This is a genomic window from Pseudomonas sp. ICMP 3272 (genome assembly GCF_001466905.1).
GTDB lineage: Bacteria > Pseudomonadota > Gammaproteobacteria > Pseudomonadales > Pseudomonadaceae > Aquipseudomonas > Aquipseudomonas amygdali.
The window spans coordinates 1-16,405 of the sequence record NZ_LKEK01000073.1 but is presented as its reverse complement, the minus strand read 5'-3'; the positions used below and the strand labels follow the sequence as shown (position 1 = coordinate 16,405).

Genomic DNA, 16,405 nt, shown 5'->3' with positions numbered 1-16,405 from the left:
AGCGGCAAGCCACCAACGGCATGCTTTTAACCTGTTGCCTGATGTCTGGAAACGACTCGATCAAGCCAGCAACTCCTGAAAAAGCTCGCTGTATTGCTCTTGCTGATGCTGCTGGGTCAGGCGATTGGCGCGGAATATCGCCTTGAGGTCTTCCAGTGCACCGGCAAAATCGTCATTGACCACAACGTATTCATACTCGTTGTAGTGGCTCATTTCGCTGACCGCTTCACGCATCCGCGCTTCAATGATCTCGTCACTGTCCTGGCCGCGATTGGTCAGGCGCTGACGCAATGCCTGCTGGGTAGGGGGCAGAATGAAGATCGACCGGGCCTGCGGCATTTGCGCACGAACCTGCCGGGCACCCTGCCAGTCGATTTCCAGAATCAGGTCGTGGCCTTCGTCCAGGGTCTGCTGCAGGTGGCTCTGCGAGGTGCCATACAGATTGCCGAAGACTTCGGCCTGCTCAAGAAAGTCGCCGTGCTCGATCATGCGCACGAACTCGGCACGATCGACGAAGTTGTAGTTCACGCCGTTCACTTCGCCGGGGCGCATGGCCCGGGTGGTGTGCGAGACCGAGACGCGGATCTTCGCCTGCGCGCCGTGCTGAGGCTCTTGCTGGGCGTCCATAAGGGCCTTGACCAGGCTGGTCTTGCCCGCGCCGGACGGGGCGGAAATGATATACAGGGTGCCAGTGATATGGGTCATGTCAGGTTCAGCCTTACTCAATATTCTGCACTTGCTCGCGCATCTGCTCGATCAACACTTTAAGGTTGACGGCAGCCTGCGTGCTGCGTGGGTCAAAGGCCTTGGAGCCCAGTGTATTCGCTTCGCGGTTAAGCTCTTGCATCAGGAAATCAAGGCGCCGGCCTGCCTGACCGCCAGCCTTGAGTACGCGACGCACTTCGGTGACGTGTGTGCTGAGGCGGTCCAGTTCTTCGGCAACATCGCTTTTCTGTGCCAACAGAACCATTTCCTGCTCCAGACGCTGAGGGTCGAGTTCGGCTTTCATGTCAGCAAAGCGATCCAGTACTTTCTGGCGCTGAGTTGCCAGCATCTGCGGCACCAGGGTGCGCAGGGTGGCAACCTCCTCGACGATGGAAGACAGCCGGTCATCAAGCAGTCTGGCCAGGTCTGCACCTTCGCGCCCGCGCCCGCTCTTCAATTCAGTCAGCGCATCATTGAACAGCTTCAGTGCTTCGGTGTTCAACACCTGCGGATCGCTGGCATCAGCCACAAGTACGCCGGGCCATGCCAGAACTTCAAGGGGGTTCAGCGCGGCAGGCTGTTTGATCAGGCCGGCAACCGATTCGGCTGCAGCGATCAACTGGCCTGCACGCTCAAGATCCACTTGCAGCGGTTTGCCGGCGGTTTCCTCGACAAAACGCAGTGTGCATTCAACTTTGCCACGCGACAGCCCCTGGCGTAGCGCTTCGCGAATCGCACCTTCCAGATCACGGAATGACTCAGGCAGGCGCAGGTGCGGCTCCAGATAGCGGTGATTGACCGAGCGCAGTTCCCAGCTCAGTGTGCCTTGGGCACCGGCTCGCTCTACGCGGGCAAAGGCAGTCATGCTGTGCACCATGGGGAAGTACCTCTTATCGATTCAGGAGCGTGATTCAACCCATGAGTGCACAGGATCGGCGTTCATGGGTGTCGTGAAAGCCGACTGGCTGCAGAGGCGCAGGATTGTAGCGCAGTGCGACGCAGGCTCCCAATCCGGCAGCGTGACAAGTGACGCAAGGCGTTCCTTGCGATCACGCCAGAGCGTCGAAAGTATTGATCCAGAGCCTTCTGTTCGGAGCAAATCGGCATTGGTGGCTTTTAGAGATGCCCAGTAGCAGCTGTGACCTCTATAATGCCCAGCAGTTTTCCGTCTCAGTACAGGTATCCCAGATGAAACGTCCAAGTGGTCGCGCCGCCGATCAGCTCCGCTCGATCCGCATCACCCGCAACTACACCAAACACGCCGAGGGTTCTGTACTGGTCGAGTTTGGTGATACCAAGGTGATCTGCACCGTCAGCGTCGAAAACGGCGTACCACGCTTCCTCAAGGGGCAGGGCCAGGGTTGGCTGACTGCCGAGTACGGCATGCTGCCGCGCGCGACCGGCGAGCGTAACCAGCGTGAAGCCAGCCGCGGCAAGCAGGGTGGTCGTACACTCGAAATCCAGCGCCTGATCGGTCGCTCGCTGCGCGCTGCGCTGGACATGTCCAAGCTGGGCGACGTTACCCTGTACGTCGATTGCGATGTCATTCAGGCTGACGGCGGTACTCGTACGGCTTCTATTACCGGTGCGATGGTTGCTCTGGCAGATGCGCTGAAAGTGATCAAGAAGCGTGGCGGCCTGAAAGGCGGCGACCCGCTCAAGCAGATGATCGCGGCCGTTTCGGTCGGCATGTATCAGGGTGAGCCAGTGCTCGACCTGGACTACCTCGAAGACTCGGCTGCCGAAACCGACCTGAACGTGGTCATGACCAGTGCAGGCGGTTTCATTGAAGTTCAGGGCACTGCCGAAGGCGCGCCATTCCAGCCTGAAGAGCTGAACGCGATGCTGGCGCTGGCACAGAAGGGCATTACCGAGTTGTTTGAACTGCAGCGTGCCGCACTGGCCGATTGATAAATAAGGAGCGTTTGATGATGAATGACAGTCCGCAGCCCTTGTACAAACCCAGCCGGGAAGCCCGTCAGTGGGCGATGTTCTGTCATTTATCCGCTCTCATTGGACTGGTCTTCCCCTTTGGCAATCTCCTTGCGCCATTGATTCTCTGGCAAATGAAGAGGGAGACAGACCCGTTCATTGATTCGCAGGGCAAAGAAGCGCTGAACTTTCAGATCACTGCCGCGATTGCAGGCCTGATATGCATAATGCTGATGTTCGTGGTAATCGGCATCGCACTGTTCATGCTGGTGTGCCTTGGTGCTTTCATACTCACGGTTATCGCCGGGGTGAAGGCAAACAACGGACTGGAATATCGTTACCCCTTCACCTGGCGCCTGTTGAAATAACGCATAGCGCGAGCAACGCAAAAAGCCGACTTGAAGTCGGCTTTTTCGTGTGCGCTGTTCGCCTGACTATCAGATAGTCAGGGTCCAGTCGTAGTCCACGATCAAGGGCGCGTGCTGCGAGAAGCGCGGCTGACGCGGCAGACGAGCGCTGCGCACGAAGCGGCGCAGACCTGGAGTCAGGATCTGATAATCGAAGCGCCAGCCCAGATTCAGCATCTCGGCCTGTTCGTTATCCGGCCACCAGCTGTACTGATCACCTTCGCGGCTGACTTCACGCAGGGCATCTACATAGCCCATAGTGCCGACAATCTCGTCCATCCAGGCGCGTTCGGGCGCCAGGAAGCCAGGAGACTGCTGGCTGTCACGCCAGTTCTTGATGTCGAGCTTCTGCTGCGCGACATAGAGCGATCCGCAATAGATGTATTCGCGACGCTTGCGGCGTTGCTTGTCCATGTACTTGCCGAAATCGTCCATGAGCTTGAATTTCTGATTCAGGTCTTCATCACCATTCATCCCTGACGGAAAGAGCAGGGTAGCGATACTGACCTTGTCGAAATCTGCTTGCAGGTAGCGCCCGTAGCGGTCGGCTGTCTCGAAACCGAGGCCGCTGATTACCGCCTTCGGCTGCAACCGCGAATAAAGCGCCACACCACCCTGAGCGGGAACCTCGGCTTCGCAGGCATAGAGGAAGTAACCATCCAGCTGAAAGGCTGGATCATCCAGTTCAAAGGTGGAGGCGCGGGTGTCCTGTAAGCAGATGACGTCGGCATTCTGAGCTTGCAGCCAGCTGAGCAAACCACGCTCGACTGCAGCCTGAATGCCATTTACGTTCACACTGATGATCCGCATAAATGGCCCCAAAAATCACGTGCGTGTATGATACCCGAGCTCTACCTAATTAGCTAAATCCGTGGTATCCGGAGCTTTTTCCATGCAAGCGTATCAGCGCGATTTCATTCGTTTTGCCATCGATCGCGGTGTTCTGCGCTTCGGTGAGTTCACTCTCAAGTCCGGGCGCACCAGCCCGTACTTCTTCAATGCCGGGCTGTTCAACACCGGTTCCGCACTGGCACAGCTGGGGCGTTTCTACGCAGCAGCGGTGGTTGAAAGCGGTATTGCCTTCGACGTTCTGTTCGGCCCGGCCTACAAGGGTATTCCGCTCGCCTCGGCCACTGCCGTGGCGCTGGCCGAGCATCATGACCGTGATCTGCCGTGGTGTTTCAACCGCAAGGAAGCCAAAGCGCACGGCGAGGGCGGCAGCCTGGTGGGTTCGCCGCTGGCGGGCAATGTGCTGATTATCGATGACGTGATCACGGCGGGTACGGCGATTCGTGAAGTCATGCAGATCATCAAGGACCAGAACGCGACTGCGGCAGGTGTCCTGATTGCCCTCAATCGCCAAGAGCGCGGCAATGGCGAGCTGTCGGCGATTCAAGAGGTCGAGCGTGACTTCGGCATCCCGGTAGTGAGTATCGTGTCGTTGAATCAAGTGCTTGAGTTCCTGGCCGACGATCCGCAGCTCAAGCAGCATCTGCCTGCCGTCGAAGCCTATCGCGCGCAATACGGAATCTGAGGACGAGCCTATGGCAGTCAGCGGCACGGAGCGGGCTTCGGTTTCAGGCGTACTGAGCGTTTTGGGGTTCTGGCTGGCTCTTGGCATGCTTGCGCCCTTGCTCGCTCAAGCGGCTGATGCGCCTGAAGCTCGACTTTATCGCTACGTCGACAGCCGTGGCGTGACCGTGATCGATACGCAAGGCGTGCCGCCCGACTACGTTGCCAAAGGCTATGAAGTGCTCAACAGTCGTGGTCGGGTGGTTCAGGTCGTACCGCCTGCGCCAACGGCCGAGCAGATTCGCCAATCCGAAGCAGAAAAACGCCAGGCCGCTGCCGATGCACAGCTGTTAAGCCTCTACAGCAGCGTCGCTGAGGTGGACCGCGTCAAGGCCCGCAAACTGGCCGAGCTGGATGCGCTGATTGGCGTCGCCCAAGGCAATATTCAGGGGTTGGCGGCTCAGCAGCGCAACCTGCAAGGCCAGGCAGCCGACCTGGAGCGCGCGGGACGTCCGGTTCAGCAGGGGCTGGTCGATCAGCTGAATGACTTGCGCGATCAGCAGCAGAAGCTGCAAACCGATATCGCCGGGTATCAGGCCGCACGCGTAAAGGCTGAAGCAGATTTCGCCGTCGACCGCGCCCGCGTCCAGCGCCTGACTCAATGACCGGACGCAGAGCGTCCAGAAGCTCATGCCCACGCCTGTTTTTGATTCTGGCCGAAGGCCGTAGGAGCGAACTTGTTCGCGAAAGGGGTCGAAGCCAGACACCTATCGTTCCTCACGCTCCAGCGTGGGAATGCCTGTCGTGACGCTCTGCGTCACAAATCTGCGCCGCGCCGCTTAATTCATGAGCGGACGCAGAGCGTCCAGAATGGCGTTACCACGCTGGAGCGTGGGAACGATAGTCAGCGATCATCATCAACCTACAAAAAGGCCCCGTGAGGGTTAGCTCACGAGGCCTTTGGGTGTTGCGTCTGAATCAGTGCCGCTTGCGGTTGGTGATCTGGGTGCCGACACCGCTGTCGGTGAAGATTTCCAGCAAGACCGCATTAGGCACTCGTCCATCGATGATGTGCGAGCTATTGACCCCGCCCTGAACCGCTTCCAGCGCGCAACGGATCTTCGGCAGCATACCGCCGTAGATCGTGCCGTCGGCGATCAGGCCGTCGACCTGTTCGGTGGTCAGGCCAGTCAGGACTTCGCCCTGCTTGTTCATCAAACCCGCAATGTTGGTCAGCAGGATCAGCTTCTCGGCCTTGAGGGCCTCGGCAACCTTGCCTGCGACCAGGTCGGCGTTGATGTTATACGACTCGCCATCCGGGCCCACGCCGATAGGCGCGATGACCGGAATGAAATCCCCTTTGACCAGCATGTTGAGCAGCCCGGTATTGACTCCGACCACTTCACCGACCTGACCGATGTCGATGATTTCAGGCTTGGTCATTTCCGGCGTCTGGCGCGTGACGGTGAGCTTCTTCGCACGAATCAGCTCGGCGTCCTTGCCGGTCAGGCCAATGGCGCTGCCGCCGTGACGGTTGATAAGGTTGACGATGTCCTTGTTGACCTGGCCCCCCAGCACCATCTCCACCACATCCATGGTCTGCGCATCGGTCACGCGCATGCCATCGATGAAGTGGCTCTCGATGGACAGGCGCTTGAGCAGATCACCGATCTGCGGCCCGCCGCCGTGAACCACCACCGGGTTGATACCCACCGCTTTCATCAACACGATGTCGCGCGCAAAGCCGGTTTTCAGCTCTTCGCTCTCCATGGCGTTGCCGCCGTACTTGATAACCAGCGTCTTGCCGACAAAGCGGCGAATGTAAGGCAGCGCTTCGGAAAGGACCTTGGCTACATTAGAGGCGGCATCACGTTCGAGGGTCATTCAGGGCTCCAGTCAAAAGGAAAAACAATCAAAATGGCAGGTCGAGATCCGGTGCAACTTTTTTCAGCTCAGCGTGGAACACGTCCTTGATGCGCTGCAACTCAGCCTCGGTTTCGGCCTCGAAGCGTAGCACCAGTACCGGCGTGGTATTGGACGCACGGACCAGACCCCAACCCTTCGGATAGTCCACACGGACACCGTCGATGGTGGTCAGTTTGGCGTCGCCCCACTGCGCATCGGTTTCAAGGGCCTTGATGATGCTGAACTTGGTGACATCCGTCACCTTGATGTTGATTTCAGGCGTCGAAATATCGTTCGGGAAGGTTTCGAACAGGTCTTCGGCATTGGCCGACTCCTGGCTGAGGATCTCCAGCAGACGTGCCGCGCTGTAGATACCGTCGTCGAAACCGAACCAGCGTTCCTTGAAGAAGATGTGGCCGCTCATTTCACCCGCGAGCAGCGCGCCGCTCTTTTTCATTTCTTTCTTGATCAGCGAGTGGCCGGTTTTCCACATGACCGGACGACCGCCATGCTCGCGAATCAGCGGAGTCAGGCGACGTGTGCATTTGACGTCGAAAATGATGTCGGCACCCGGGTTGCGCTTGAGCACGTCCAGCGCGAACAGCATCAACAGGCGATCCGGGTAAACCACATTACCCTCGTTGGTCACGACACCGACACGGTCACCGTCACCGTCGAACGCCAGACCCAGATCGGCACCGGTTTCCTTGACCTTGGCGATCAGGTCCTGCAGGTTTTCCAGCTTGCCCGGGTCCGGGTGGTGGTTGGGGAAATTGCCGTCCACTTCCGCGAACAGCGAGATCACTTCACAGCCCAGTGCTTCGATCAGTTGTGGGGCGATAACGCCTGCCGCGCCGTTGCCGCAGTCGACCACGACCTTCAGCTTGCGGGCCATGACGATGTCATCCTTGATCTGCTTGAAGTAGCGATCGAGGATATCGACTTTAGTGATGCTGCCTTTCTGCGAAGTCAGGTTGTTGGTCTTGATACGCTCATGCAGCGCCTGGATCTGCTCGTTGGCCAGGGTATCGCCCGCGATGACGATCTTGAAGCCGTTGTAGTCCTTGGGGTTGTGGCTGCCGGTCAGCATCACACCGGTCTTGCCTGCTAGCACGTTGGCGGCGTAATACAGCGCAGGTGTCGGCACCAGGCCCACATCGCTGACATGGCAGCCGCTGTCGTGCAGGCCTTGAATCAGTTGCTGCACCAGTTCCGGGCCGGAAAGGCGACCATCGCGACCGACGCTGACGTTGGGTTCGTTCTGCGCCAGGCTTTCGGAGCCGATGGCGCGGCCGATCCAGTAAGCCGTTTCAGCGTTGAGGGTGTCCCCTACCACGCCACGGATGTCGTAGGCGCGGAAAATAGTCTCGGGAAGGTTGGGTGCCACGGATGCTGGGCTGTTCATAGCGAGGGAATGCTCCGATCTCAGGAAGTCCTGGTTTTCGTCGAGAAGGTCGATATCAAGGATATCGGTATCTTGAAACAGTGGATCGGTCCAGTCGGTGCGTGATGCAGCCACTGTGGACGAAGCACTGCCTTTGGCAATATCTGCATCGCGCTGCTCACCGACAACCGGCACAGGCACTGCCTGGGGTTGACTGCGAAGCGAGACACGAGCAAGGGCCTGGGCCAGACCACTCAGGGCCGGGAGGCTCAAACCGAAGGGTTTGACGGCTTTTCCGCGTGAGAGTTCTTGGAGCAACTGATCCAGTTGTCGTGCGTCGGCGCAAATACGCCGTTGCAGAGTTCTCTCGCTGCGATGCAAGCCAAGCAGTACGCCTGCTGCAGCAATAACCAGCGCCAGCAGCAAAAGCACGACGGAAGGCGAAGTTTTCAGGCCGGGACCGGGCGTGAAGTCGAGTTTCCAGCCGGAATAGCCGGTATCGAACACCTGGGGTTTGCCGCCGTCTGCCTGACCGCGCTGCAGGAAAACCTGTGCAGGTCCGCTACCGAACTGCTGGCTGAGCACCACTTGTCCGGCCTCGGCAGGCAGTGCGGGCAAGGCATTGAGCAAGCGCTGCAGGTCAAAGGCCAGCAGCAGTGTGCCCACCACCGGCTGAGTTGCCGCGGCACGTACCGGTGCAGCACTGTAGATCAACCAGCGCTCGCCCACCTTGCGAGCCTCCGGGGCAACGACTTCGCCTTGTGCAGCCTTGTTGAGCATATCCAGCGTGGCAAAGCTTACCGGCAACGCGCCCTGTGTATCGACGTCAACCAGGCCTTTGGGGTAAAGCCGCGCGCCTGCCAGGCCGTCCCAGCGAGTGAAGCGATCCTGTGCTGCCAGCAACGCGGAGGCATCATTGCTCTGAAGCGTCTGTGCAAGTGCTGCGCTGGTGGCAGCCGATTGAGTGTCGGCGTTGATCTGATGCAGCGCCAGACCCACCGCTGCTGCCTGACTGCCGCCCCAGGCCTGAACAAGCTGGTCCTGTTGCTGCGGACCTGTGGCCAGAGCCGTCCAGACCAGTACCGCAGCAATCAGCAGGCCGATGGCGGCAGGCACCAGGCCAGGCGCGAGTCCTTTGAGGCTCGCAGCCGGAGGCGAGTTATCGGCGGGTATGGCGTGCTGTGAAGCGCTGTGCTGACTGCCTTTCACCGACCTCTCCCTGAGCCTTTTTCCAAACCCGGATTATTTGCCGAATGACGATTAATGGCTGCCGGAGTGGCCGAAGCCGCCTGCGCCACGCTGACTTTCGTCGAATGCTTCAACCAGTTCAAAGTGCGCCTGCACCACAGGCACCAACACCAGTTGCGCAATACGCTCGCCCACCGCGATGTTGAATGCAGTCTGGCCACGGTTCCAGCACGACACCATCAGCTCGCCCTGATAATCGGAGTCGATCAGACCCACCAGGTTACCCAGCACGATGCCATGTTTGTGACCCAGGCCGGAGCGCGGCAGGATCAACGCGGCAAGGCCCGGATCGCCGATGTAAATCGACAGGCCGGTAGGGATCAGCAGGGTCTGGCCGGGCTCGAGAACGGTATCTTCCTTGAGCATGGCACGCAGGTCCAGGCCTGCCGAACCAACAGTGGCGTAGGCCGGGAGTGGAAATTCGTTGCCAATGCGAGGGTCGAGGATCTTGGCTTGTAGAGCGTGCATTCGTAGTTAAACCTGATTCATGCGGTCGGCGATAAAAGTGATCAGCTGGCGGGCAATCTTGGCCTTGCTGGTCTGGGCAAAAAGCGTTGCGTGCAACGCCCGGTCAATCACGCTGCAAGCGTTCTCTTCACTGTTGAAGCCGATGCTGGGGTTGGCGACATCGTTGGCGACAATCAGGTCCAGGTTCTTGTCCTTGAGCTTGCGGGCAGCATAGTCGAGCAGGTGTTCGGTCTCGGCGGCGAAGCCGACACTGAAAGGACGGTCCGGGCGGGTTGCGATGGTCGCCAGAATATCCGGATTGCGGACCATCTGCAGCAGCAAGCCGTCACCGTTTGAAGGATCTTTCTTCAATTTGTGCGGGGCGACAACTTCCGGACGGTAGTCAGCCACCGCTGCCGAGGCGATGAACAGGTCACAAGGGATGGCAGCCTCGCACGCCGCCAGCATGTCGCGGGCACTGACCACGTCGATGCGCGAGACGCGATCCGGCGTTGGCAGGTTGACTGGCCCGGTGATCAGCGTGACGCGTGCACCGGCTTCCACAGCCGCTTCGGCCAGGGCAAAGCCCATTTTCCCGGAGCTGTGGTTGGTGATGTAGCGCACCGGATCGATGTTTTCCTGGGTCGGGCCAGCGGTGATCAACACATGCTTGCCGGTCAGGCTCAGGCGCTGGAAACAGTCCGCTGCGCACTGGGCCAGATCGTCGGCCTCCAGCATGCGCCCGAAGCCGACATCGCCGCAGGCCTGACTGCCGGACGCTGGCCCGAACACACGAAAGTCACGCTCTTCAAGCAGCCGGGTATTGGCTTGCACTGAGGCGTCACGCCACATTGCCTGATTCATCGCCGGTGCGATGGCGACGGTGGCATCGGTTGCCAGCACGATGGTGGTCAGCAAGTCGTTGGCGATGCCTTGCGCCAGGCGCGCGATGAGGTCGGCGGTGGCCGGGGCGATCAGGATCAGGTCGGCCCATTTGGCCAGTTCGATATGGCCCATCGCAGCCTCTGCGGCCGGGTCGAGAAGATCCAGATGCACAGGGTGCCCGGACAGGGCCTGCATGGTCAGCGGCGTGATGAACTCCGCTCCGCCTTTGGTCATGACAACACGCACTTCAGCGCCCTGATCGCGCAGGCGGCGGACCAGCTCGGCGCTCTTGTAGGCCGCGATGCCGCCGCCGACGCCAAGAACGATGCGTTTTCGATACAGCCGCTGCATAGACCTGCCTTTTTGGTCGAGTGAATACGCGATGCCCATGACGCCTCCCCAGGCCAGGTCGTCGCGCAAAAAAGATGGGCTAAGATAGCACAGCGACTGCACCGCAACAGCGGTGCCCAAACACATGGAGGTGCTATGAGTATTCGCAGTTGGCCCGCGGCCGAACGCCCGCGGGAACGCTTGTTGGAGTTGGGGGCGGGGAGCCTTTCCGACGCAGAGTTGCTGGCTATCTTTTTACGCACCGGGGTGGCCGGAAAAAGCGCCGTAGACCTTGCCCGTCATCTTCTGAATCAATTCGACGGGCTCAGATCGTTACTGGATGCTGACCTGCCCACGTTTACCTCCCAGCTCGGGCTGGGGCCTGCCAAATTTGCTCAGTTGCAGGCAGTCATGGAGATGGCGCGCCGGCACATGGCCGAGTCCTTGCGCCGTGACTCGGCGCTGGAAAACCCCACTCAGGTGCGCAACTACCTGAAGGCTCAGCTCAGACATGAACAACATGAAGTTTTCGCCTGCCTGTTTCTGGACAACAAGCACCGGGTCATGACCTTCGAGATACTGTTTCGCGGGACGATCAACGCCTCCTATGTGCATCCGCGCCAGGTGGTGAAGCGAGCGATGGCTCACAACGCCGCCAGCCTGATCCTCTGCCACAACCATCCTTCGGGTATCACCACGCCCAGCCGTTCCGACATCGACCTGACCAAGCGCCTCAAGGAAGCACTGATGCTGGTGGATGTTCATGTGCTGGACCACGTGATCGTGGGCGACGGCGAGCCATTGTCGATGGTCGAGCGCGGGTTGATGTAGCGCTCACGCGGAGCGATAGGGCGGGATTCGGCTTATCGTTCCCACGCTCTGCGTGGTAATGCCGTTCGGGACGCTCTGCGTTCGGTCTTCAGAGAGGTCGTGCCAATGCAAACATTGGCACGACATCACACAGACAGGCTTGGGTCACTCTGGCGACTTACTTGACCTGCACCTTGTAGAAATCCTGCCTGCCAAACGGGCTGACTTGATAGCCCGTGACATCCTTGCGTACCAGGGCTGCGGCCGTCGGGTGGGCGAGGGGGATCCACAGTGCCTGCTGCTGAATCTGCTGCTGCGCCTGGTGATACAGTTTGCTGCGCTCGGCCTGATCACTGACTGATTTACCGTCTGCGATCAGCTTGTCCAGTGTCTTGTCGCAATAACGGGCGAAGTTGGTGCCCGACTGCACGGCTGCACACGAGAACTGCGGGGTCAGGAAGTTATCCGGGTCGCCATTGTCGCCCGCCCAGCCCATGAACAGCAGATCATGTTCACCGGCCTTGGCGCGGCGAATCAATTCGCCCCATTCAATGATCTTGATCTCGGCATCAATACCTATCTGTTTCAAGTCAGACTGCAGCAGTTGAGCGCCCAGACTCGGATTCGGGTTCAGCAGGCTGCCGGAAGGCCGGGTCCAGATAGTGGTCTTGAAGCCGTCTTTCACACCGGCTTTAGCCAGCAAAGCCTTGGCCTTGGCGACATCGTGCTGATAGCCGGGCAGGTCCTTGGCGTAACTCCAGGTGTTGGGCGGGTAAGGGCCATTGGCCGCCTCAGCGGTGCCTTCGAACACGGCTTTCAGGTAGTTGTCCTTGTCAAACGCCAGGTTGATGGCCTGGCGAACTTCCGGCTTGTCGAACGGCGGGTGCTGGCTGTTGATCGCGACAAACGCGGTCATGAATGCTTCAGTCTTCTCGACCTTGAGCGAGTCATCCTCGCTAGCCGCTTTAATGTCCAGAGGCTTGGGCGAAAGCGCTATCTGGCATTCGTTCTGACGGACTTTCTGCAGACGCACATTGGCGTCCGCTGTGATGGCATACACCAAGGTGTCGACATCAGACTTGCCGGCGAAATAATCCTTGAACGCCTCATAACGCACCACGGCATCTTTCTGGAAGCGCTTGAATACGAACGGCCCGGTGCCGATCGGCTGGCTGTTGAGTTTTTCCGGTGTGCCGGCTTTCAGGAGTTGCGCGGTATATTCGGCCGAGTAGATCGACGCAAACCCCATGCTCAGCGTGGCCAGGAAGGTCGAGTCCGCATGGTTGAGCGTAAAGCGTACGGTGTGTGCATCGGGCGCTTCGATGCTCTTGATCAGCGCGGGCAACTGCATCGATTGCGCATGCGGGAAGCCGCTCTGGGCGATCTTGTGCCACGGGTTCTGCGGGTCGAGCATGCGCTGGAAGCTGAACAGCACATCATCGGCGCTCAGCTCGCGGGTCGGCTTGAAATAGTCGGTTGTATGGAATTTCACTCCGGAGCGCAGCTTGAAGTCGTAAGTCAGGCCATCAGCGGAGACCGTCCAGCTTTCTGCCAGGCTCGGTACCAGCTTGCCGCTCTGGGCATCGAAGTCCACCAGACGGTTCATCAGCACGTCGGCCGATGCGTTGGTGGTGGTCAGGGAGTTGTACTGCACAACGTCGAAGCCTTCGGGGCTGGCTTCGGTACAGACCACAAGGCTCGATGCCTGGGCAGCAATCGGAAGCAGCAACGGAACAAGCAAAAAAGGGAGTGCAGCTAGGCGCATGGCGTTATTTCCTATTCAGAAAGGGCCCCATCTGCCGGCGCAGTCTGGTGAGGGACTAACCCTAGACCATGTACTGGCGTAGAACAATCGTCACGGTGCGACGAGCGGTCGATTTGCCTGTGCCCCCGCATTGCTTGAGCATACCGCCGCGCAGAGCGGATTCATTCGGGTCAAAGTGCTTTGCCTGTTGTTGCGTCCAAGGGTTTCTGGTATAAAGCAGCGCTCTTTTCTAGGGGCCCGGTTCCTTCACTGTAGGTGTAGCCGGTAAGACCCTTAAAGAAACGCGGCGCCTGGCGCCAAATGACTGAGAGATTAAGCGGCCAACCCATGCCGGGTTGGGCATGTGGTTTTAGAGGGCTGAGGCATGTCGAGAGTATGTCAAGTTACCGGTAAGGGTCCGGTGACTGGGAATAACATTTCCCACGCAAACAACAAAACCCGTCGTCGTTTCCTGCCAAACCTGCAGCATCACCGCTTCTGGGTTGAAGGCGAGAAGCGTTTTGTTCGTCTGCGCGTATCTGCTAAAGGCATGCGTATCATCGACAAGCGTGGCATTGAAGTTGTGCTCGCTGAACTGCGTCGCGACGGCAAAATTTAAGGGAGAGAATCATGCGTGAATTGATCCGTTTGGTGTCGAGCGCTGGTACAGGCCATTTCTACACCACCGACAAGAACAAACGTACTACCCCGGATAAAATCGAAATCAAAAAATTCGATCCGGTTGTACGCAAGCACGTGATCTACAAAGAAGGCAAAATCAAGTAATTGATTCTGTCGGCTACAAAAAAACCCGCTTCGGCGGGTTTTTTTGTGTCTGCGCTCTTGGCGCGGCTGCAAGGGCGGTACTTATTTATCTGCAGTGGGTTCAAACACCACATAAATCTTGCGGCATGTTTCCAGCACCTCCCAGGTGCCCTTGAAGCCGGCCGGAATCACGAAGCGGTCGCCTGCGCGCAGGGTTTTCGCGTTGCCCTGCTCGTCGCGCAGGACTGAAACACCCTGCACAATCTCGCAATACTCATGCTCCGAGTAACTGACCTGCCACTGCCCGGGCTCGCCATTCCAGACGCCCGCGCTCATCTGTCCGCAGGGGCTGTTGTAGTGGTTGTAGAGGGTTTGTGCCGGATCACCCTTGAAGACCTTTTCCGGTGCAGGGCGATAGTGCTCGGCGGCGGTGCTGGCTTCACTGAAGTCGACGATGCTTTCGATGCTCATAATGGGCCCCTTGTCCTGAATGCGTTGAGGGTTTGACGTGCGTGCTGTGCGTTAGTGCCTCGGCGCGCGTGCGGAGCTGTTTAATAAAATCAACATAAAAGCGCCGTAGCGGCTATTTTTGTCAAATATATTGGTTTTGTCGGGCCGCTGGTTTAGGGTAACGGCCTTCCTGAAAAATTTCAGATTGTGTCTTTAATCAACCATGACACACCCACATTCAACAAGAGGAGGACATGCAAATGACCACCCTGACTCGTGCTGACTGGGAGCAACGCGCCCAGAATTTGAAGATCGAAGGCCGTGCCTTCATTCAAGGTGAATACACCGCAGCCTCCTCCGGCGAGACGTTTGATTGCATCAGCCCGGTCGATGGCCGGATGCTTGCCAAGGTCGCCAGTTGCGACACCGCTGACGCGCAACGCGCTGTCGACAGTGCGCGCAGCGCCTTCAACTCGGGTGCCTGGTCGCGACTGGCTCCGGCCAGACGCAAGGAAACCATGATCCGTTTCGCCGGGCTGCTCAAGCAAAATGCCGAAGAGCTGGCCCTGCTTGAGACTCTGGACATGGGCAAGCCGATTGGCGACTCGTTCGGCGTCGACATTCCCGGTGCCGCCAGAGCCCTGAGCTGGAGCGGCGAGGCCATCGATAAACTGTATGACGAAGTCGCGGCAACGCCTCATGACCAACTGGGTCTGGTAACGCGCGAGCCGGTGGGTGTCGTCGCCGCCATCGTGCCGTGGAACTTCCCGTTGATGATGGCTTGCTGGAAGCTTGGTCCTGCATTGTCCACCGGCAACTCAGTGATCCTGAAGCCGTCGGAGAAATCTCCGCTGACTGCCATTCGTATTGCGCAACTGGCCATCGAGGCAGGCATTCCTGCGGGCGTGCTCAACGTATTGCCGGGTTACGGTCATACCGTCGGCAAGGCGCTGGCGCTGCATATGGACGTGGATACCGTGGTGTTTACCGGTTCGAGCAAAATCGCCAAGCAACTGATGATTTACGCAGGCGAGTCGAATATGAAACGCGTCTGGCTGGAAGCCGGTGGCAAGAGCCCGAATATCGTCTTTGCCGACGCGCCGGATTTGCAGGCCGCCGCCGAAGCAGCCGCCAGCGCAATTGCCTTCAACCAGGGCGAGGTCTGCACTGCCGGCTCGCGGCTGCTGGTCGAGCGCTCCATCAAGGAGCGCTTCCTGCCGATGGTGATTGAGGCATTGGCCACCTGGAAGCCCGGCAACCCGCTGGACCCTGCGACCAACGTGGGCGCGCTGGTCGATACCCAGCAGATGAATACCGTGTTGTCCTACATCGAAGCGGGCCACGCCGATGGTGCCAAGCTGGTTGCGGGTGGCAAGCGCATTCTGCAGGAGACCGGCGGCACCTACGTTGAGCCGACCATTTTCGACGGTGTGAACAACGCGATGAAAATCGCTCAGGAAGAAATCTTCGGCCCGGTGCTTTCAGTGCTGACGTTCGACAGCGACGAAGAAGCGATACAGATAGCCAACGACACGCCTTATGGCCTGGCTGCTGCCGTGTGGACTGCAAATATCTCCAGAGCACACCTGACCTCCAAAGCACTGCGCGCAGGCAGCGTATGGGTCAATCAGTACGACGGCGGCGATATGACTGCCCCGTTCGGTGGCTTCAAGCAGTCAGGCAACGGTCGTGATAAATCGCTGCATGCCTTCGACAAATATACCGAGCTGAAATCCACCTGGATCAAGCTGTAGTCATTTGCTTATCGCACCCACGCTCTGCGTGGGCGTGTAGTTCTGGGACGCTCCGCGTCCTGGCTTGCGTTTGCAGTGCGGCGCAGATTTGTGACGCGGAGCGTCACGCACGGCATTCCCACGCTGG

Annotated in this window: 17 protein-coding genes; 8 read left to right on the top strand and 9 right to left on the bottom strand. The window is 58.9% G+C overall.

Annotated features, from left to right (window positions below; genetic code table 11):
* Positions 1-60: 60 nt before the first annotated feature.
* Both gmk and AO068_RS20445 read right to left on the bottom strand, forming a co-directional pair.
* A complete protein-coding gene (gene gmk, locus AO068_RS20450; protein WP_002551501.1) occupies positions 61-705 on the bottom strand; it encodes a guanylate kinase in 645 nt (214 codons plus the stop codon).
* Positions 706-718: 13 nt separating this feature from the next.
* Positions 719-1,582 (bottom strand): YicC/YloC family endoribonuclease, encoded by an 864-nt coding sequence (locus AO068_RS20445; protein ID WP_002551502.1) that lies wholly within the window; start codon positions 1,580-1,582, stop codon positions 719-721.
* A gap of 311 nt (positions 1,583-1,893) precedes the next feature.
* Between AO068_RS20445 and rph the strand changes: the two genes are divergently transcribed.
* Both rph and AO068_RS20435 read left to right on the top strand, forming a co-directional pair.
* Positions 1,894-2,616 (top strand): ribonuclease PH, encoded by a 723-nt coding sequence (gene rph / locus AO068_RS20440; RefSeq protein ID WP_002551503.1) that lies wholly within the window; start codon positions 1,894-1,896, stop codon positions 2,614-2,616.
* Positions 2,617-2,636: 20 nt separating this feature from the next.
* The gene (locus AO068_RS20435; protein ID WP_044344530.1) at positions 2,637-3,005 is read left to right on the top strand and encodes a DUF4870 domain-containing protein; all 369 of its coding nucleotides are present in this window, start codon (positions 2,637-2,639) and stop codon (positions 3,003-3,005) included.
* Positions 3,006-3,074: 69 nt separating this feature from the next.
* Here the strand turns inward: AO068_RS20435 and AO068_RS20430 are convergent, their stop codons facing one another.
* Positions 3,075-3,854, bottom strand: a complete 780-nt coding sequence (locus tag AO068_RS20430) for an exodeoxyribonuclease III (RefSeq protein WP_002551505.1) — start codon at positions 3,852-3,854, stop codon at positions 3,075-3,077.
* A gap of 82 nt (positions 3,855-3,936) precedes the next feature.
* Here AO068_RS20430 and pyrE point away from each other — a divergent pair, with 82 nt between their 5' ends.
* Both pyrE and AO068_RS20420 read left to right on the top strand, forming a co-directional pair.
* The gene (gene pyrE / locus AO068_RS20425) at positions 3,937-4,578 is read left to right on the top strand and encodes an orotate phosphoribosyltransferase (protein WP_005744851.1); all 642 of its coding nucleotides are present in this window, start codon (positions 3,937-3,939) and stop codon (positions 4,576-4,578) included.
* Between the two features lie 10 nt (positions 4,579-4,588).
* A complete protein-coding gene (locus AO068_RS20420; RefSeq protein WP_058402723.1) occupies positions 4,589-5,221 on the top strand; it encodes a hypothetical protein in 633 nt (210 codons plus the stop codon).
* A 313-nt stretch (positions 5,222-5,534) separates the two neighbouring features.
* On the opposite strand, the gene argB is transcribed toward AO068_RS20420, so the two are convergent.
* Genes argB through coaBC form a run of 4 tightly spaced genes read right to left on the bottom strand, consistent with a single transcriptional unit; the run spans position 5,535 to position 10,776 of the window.
* The gene (gene argB / locus AO068_RS20415; RefSeq protein WP_002551508.1) at positions 5,535-6,440 is read right to left on the bottom strand and encodes an acetylglutamate kinase; all 906 of its coding nucleotides are present in this window, start codon (positions 6,438-6,440) and stop codon (positions 5,535-5,537) included.
* A 28-nt stretch (positions 6,441-6,468) separates the two neighbouring features.
* Entirely contained in the window at positions 6,469-9,054 is a 2,586-nt protein-coding gene (locus tag AO068_RS29520) for a phosphomannomutase/phosphoglucomutase (RefSeq protein WP_058409285.1), read from the bottom strand.
* A gap of 51 nt (positions 9,055-9,105) precedes the next feature.
* Positions 9,106-9,561 (bottom strand): dUTP diphosphatase, encoded by a 456-nt coding sequence (gene dut / locus AO068_RS20405; RefSeq protein WP_005731629.1) that lies wholly within the window; start codon positions 9,559-9,561, stop codon positions 9,106-9,108.
* 6 nt (positions 9,562-9,567) lie between these two features.
* A complete protein-coding gene (coaBC, locus tag AO068_RS20400) occupies positions 9,568-10,776 on the bottom strand; it encodes a bifunctional phosphopantothenoylcysteine decarboxylase/phosphopantothenate--cysteine ligase CoaBC (RefSeq protein ID WP_058402726.1) in 1,209 nt (402 codons plus the stop codon).
* A gap of 135 nt (positions 10,777-10,911) precedes the next feature.
* Between coaBC and radC the strand changes: the two genes are divergently transcribed.
* On the top strand, positions 10,912-11,586 hold the full coding sequence (gene radC, locus AO068_RS20395) for a RadC family protein (protein WP_058402727.1): 675 nt from the start codon (positions 10,912-10,914) through the stop codon (positions 11,584-11,586).
* A gap of 157 nt (positions 11,587-11,743) precedes the next feature.
* On the opposite strand, the gene AO068_RS20390 is transcribed toward radC, so the two are convergent.
* Complete coding sequence (locus AO068_RS20390; protein WP_058409284.1) at positions 11,744-13,330, bottom strand: ABC transporter substrate-binding protein; 1,587 nt, start codon at positions 13,328-13,330, stop codon at positions 11,744-11,746.
* A gap of 364 nt (positions 13,331-13,694) precedes the next feature.
* Between AO068_RS20390 and rpmB the strand changes: the two genes are divergently transcribed.
* Both rpmB and rpmG read left to right on the top strand, forming a co-directional pair.
* Positions 13,695-13,928: a 50S ribosomal protein L28 gene (gene rpmB, locus AO068_RS20385; RefSeq protein ID WP_002551514.1), complete on the top strand. Its 234-nt coding sequence runs from the start codon at positions 13,695-13,697 to the stop codon at positions 13,926-13,928.
* A gap of 11 nt (positions 13,929-13,939) precedes the next feature.
* On the top strand, positions 13,940-14,095 hold the full coding sequence (gene rpmG / locus AO068_RS20380) for a 50S ribosomal protein L33 (protein WP_002551515.1): 156 nt from the start codon (positions 13,940-13,942) through the stop codon (positions 14,093-14,095).
* A gap of 81 nt (positions 14,096-14,176) precedes the next feature.
* Here the strand turns inward: rpmG and AO068_RS20375 are convergent, their stop codons facing one another.
* Positions 14,177-14,545, bottom strand: a complete 369-nt coding sequence (locus AO068_RS20375) for a cupin domain-containing protein (RefSeq protein ID WP_058402729.1) — start codon at positions 14,543-14,545, stop codon at positions 14,177-14,179.
* Positions 14,546-14,784: 239 nt separating this feature from the next.
* Here AO068_RS20375 and AO068_RS20370 point away from each other — a divergent pair, with 239 nt between their 5' ends.
* Entirely contained in the window at positions 14,785-16,278 is a 1,494-nt protein-coding gene (locus tag AO068_RS20370; RefSeq protein WP_058409295.1) for an aldehyde dehydrogenase, read from the top strand.
* Positions 16,279-16,405 lie beyond the last annotated feature (127 nt).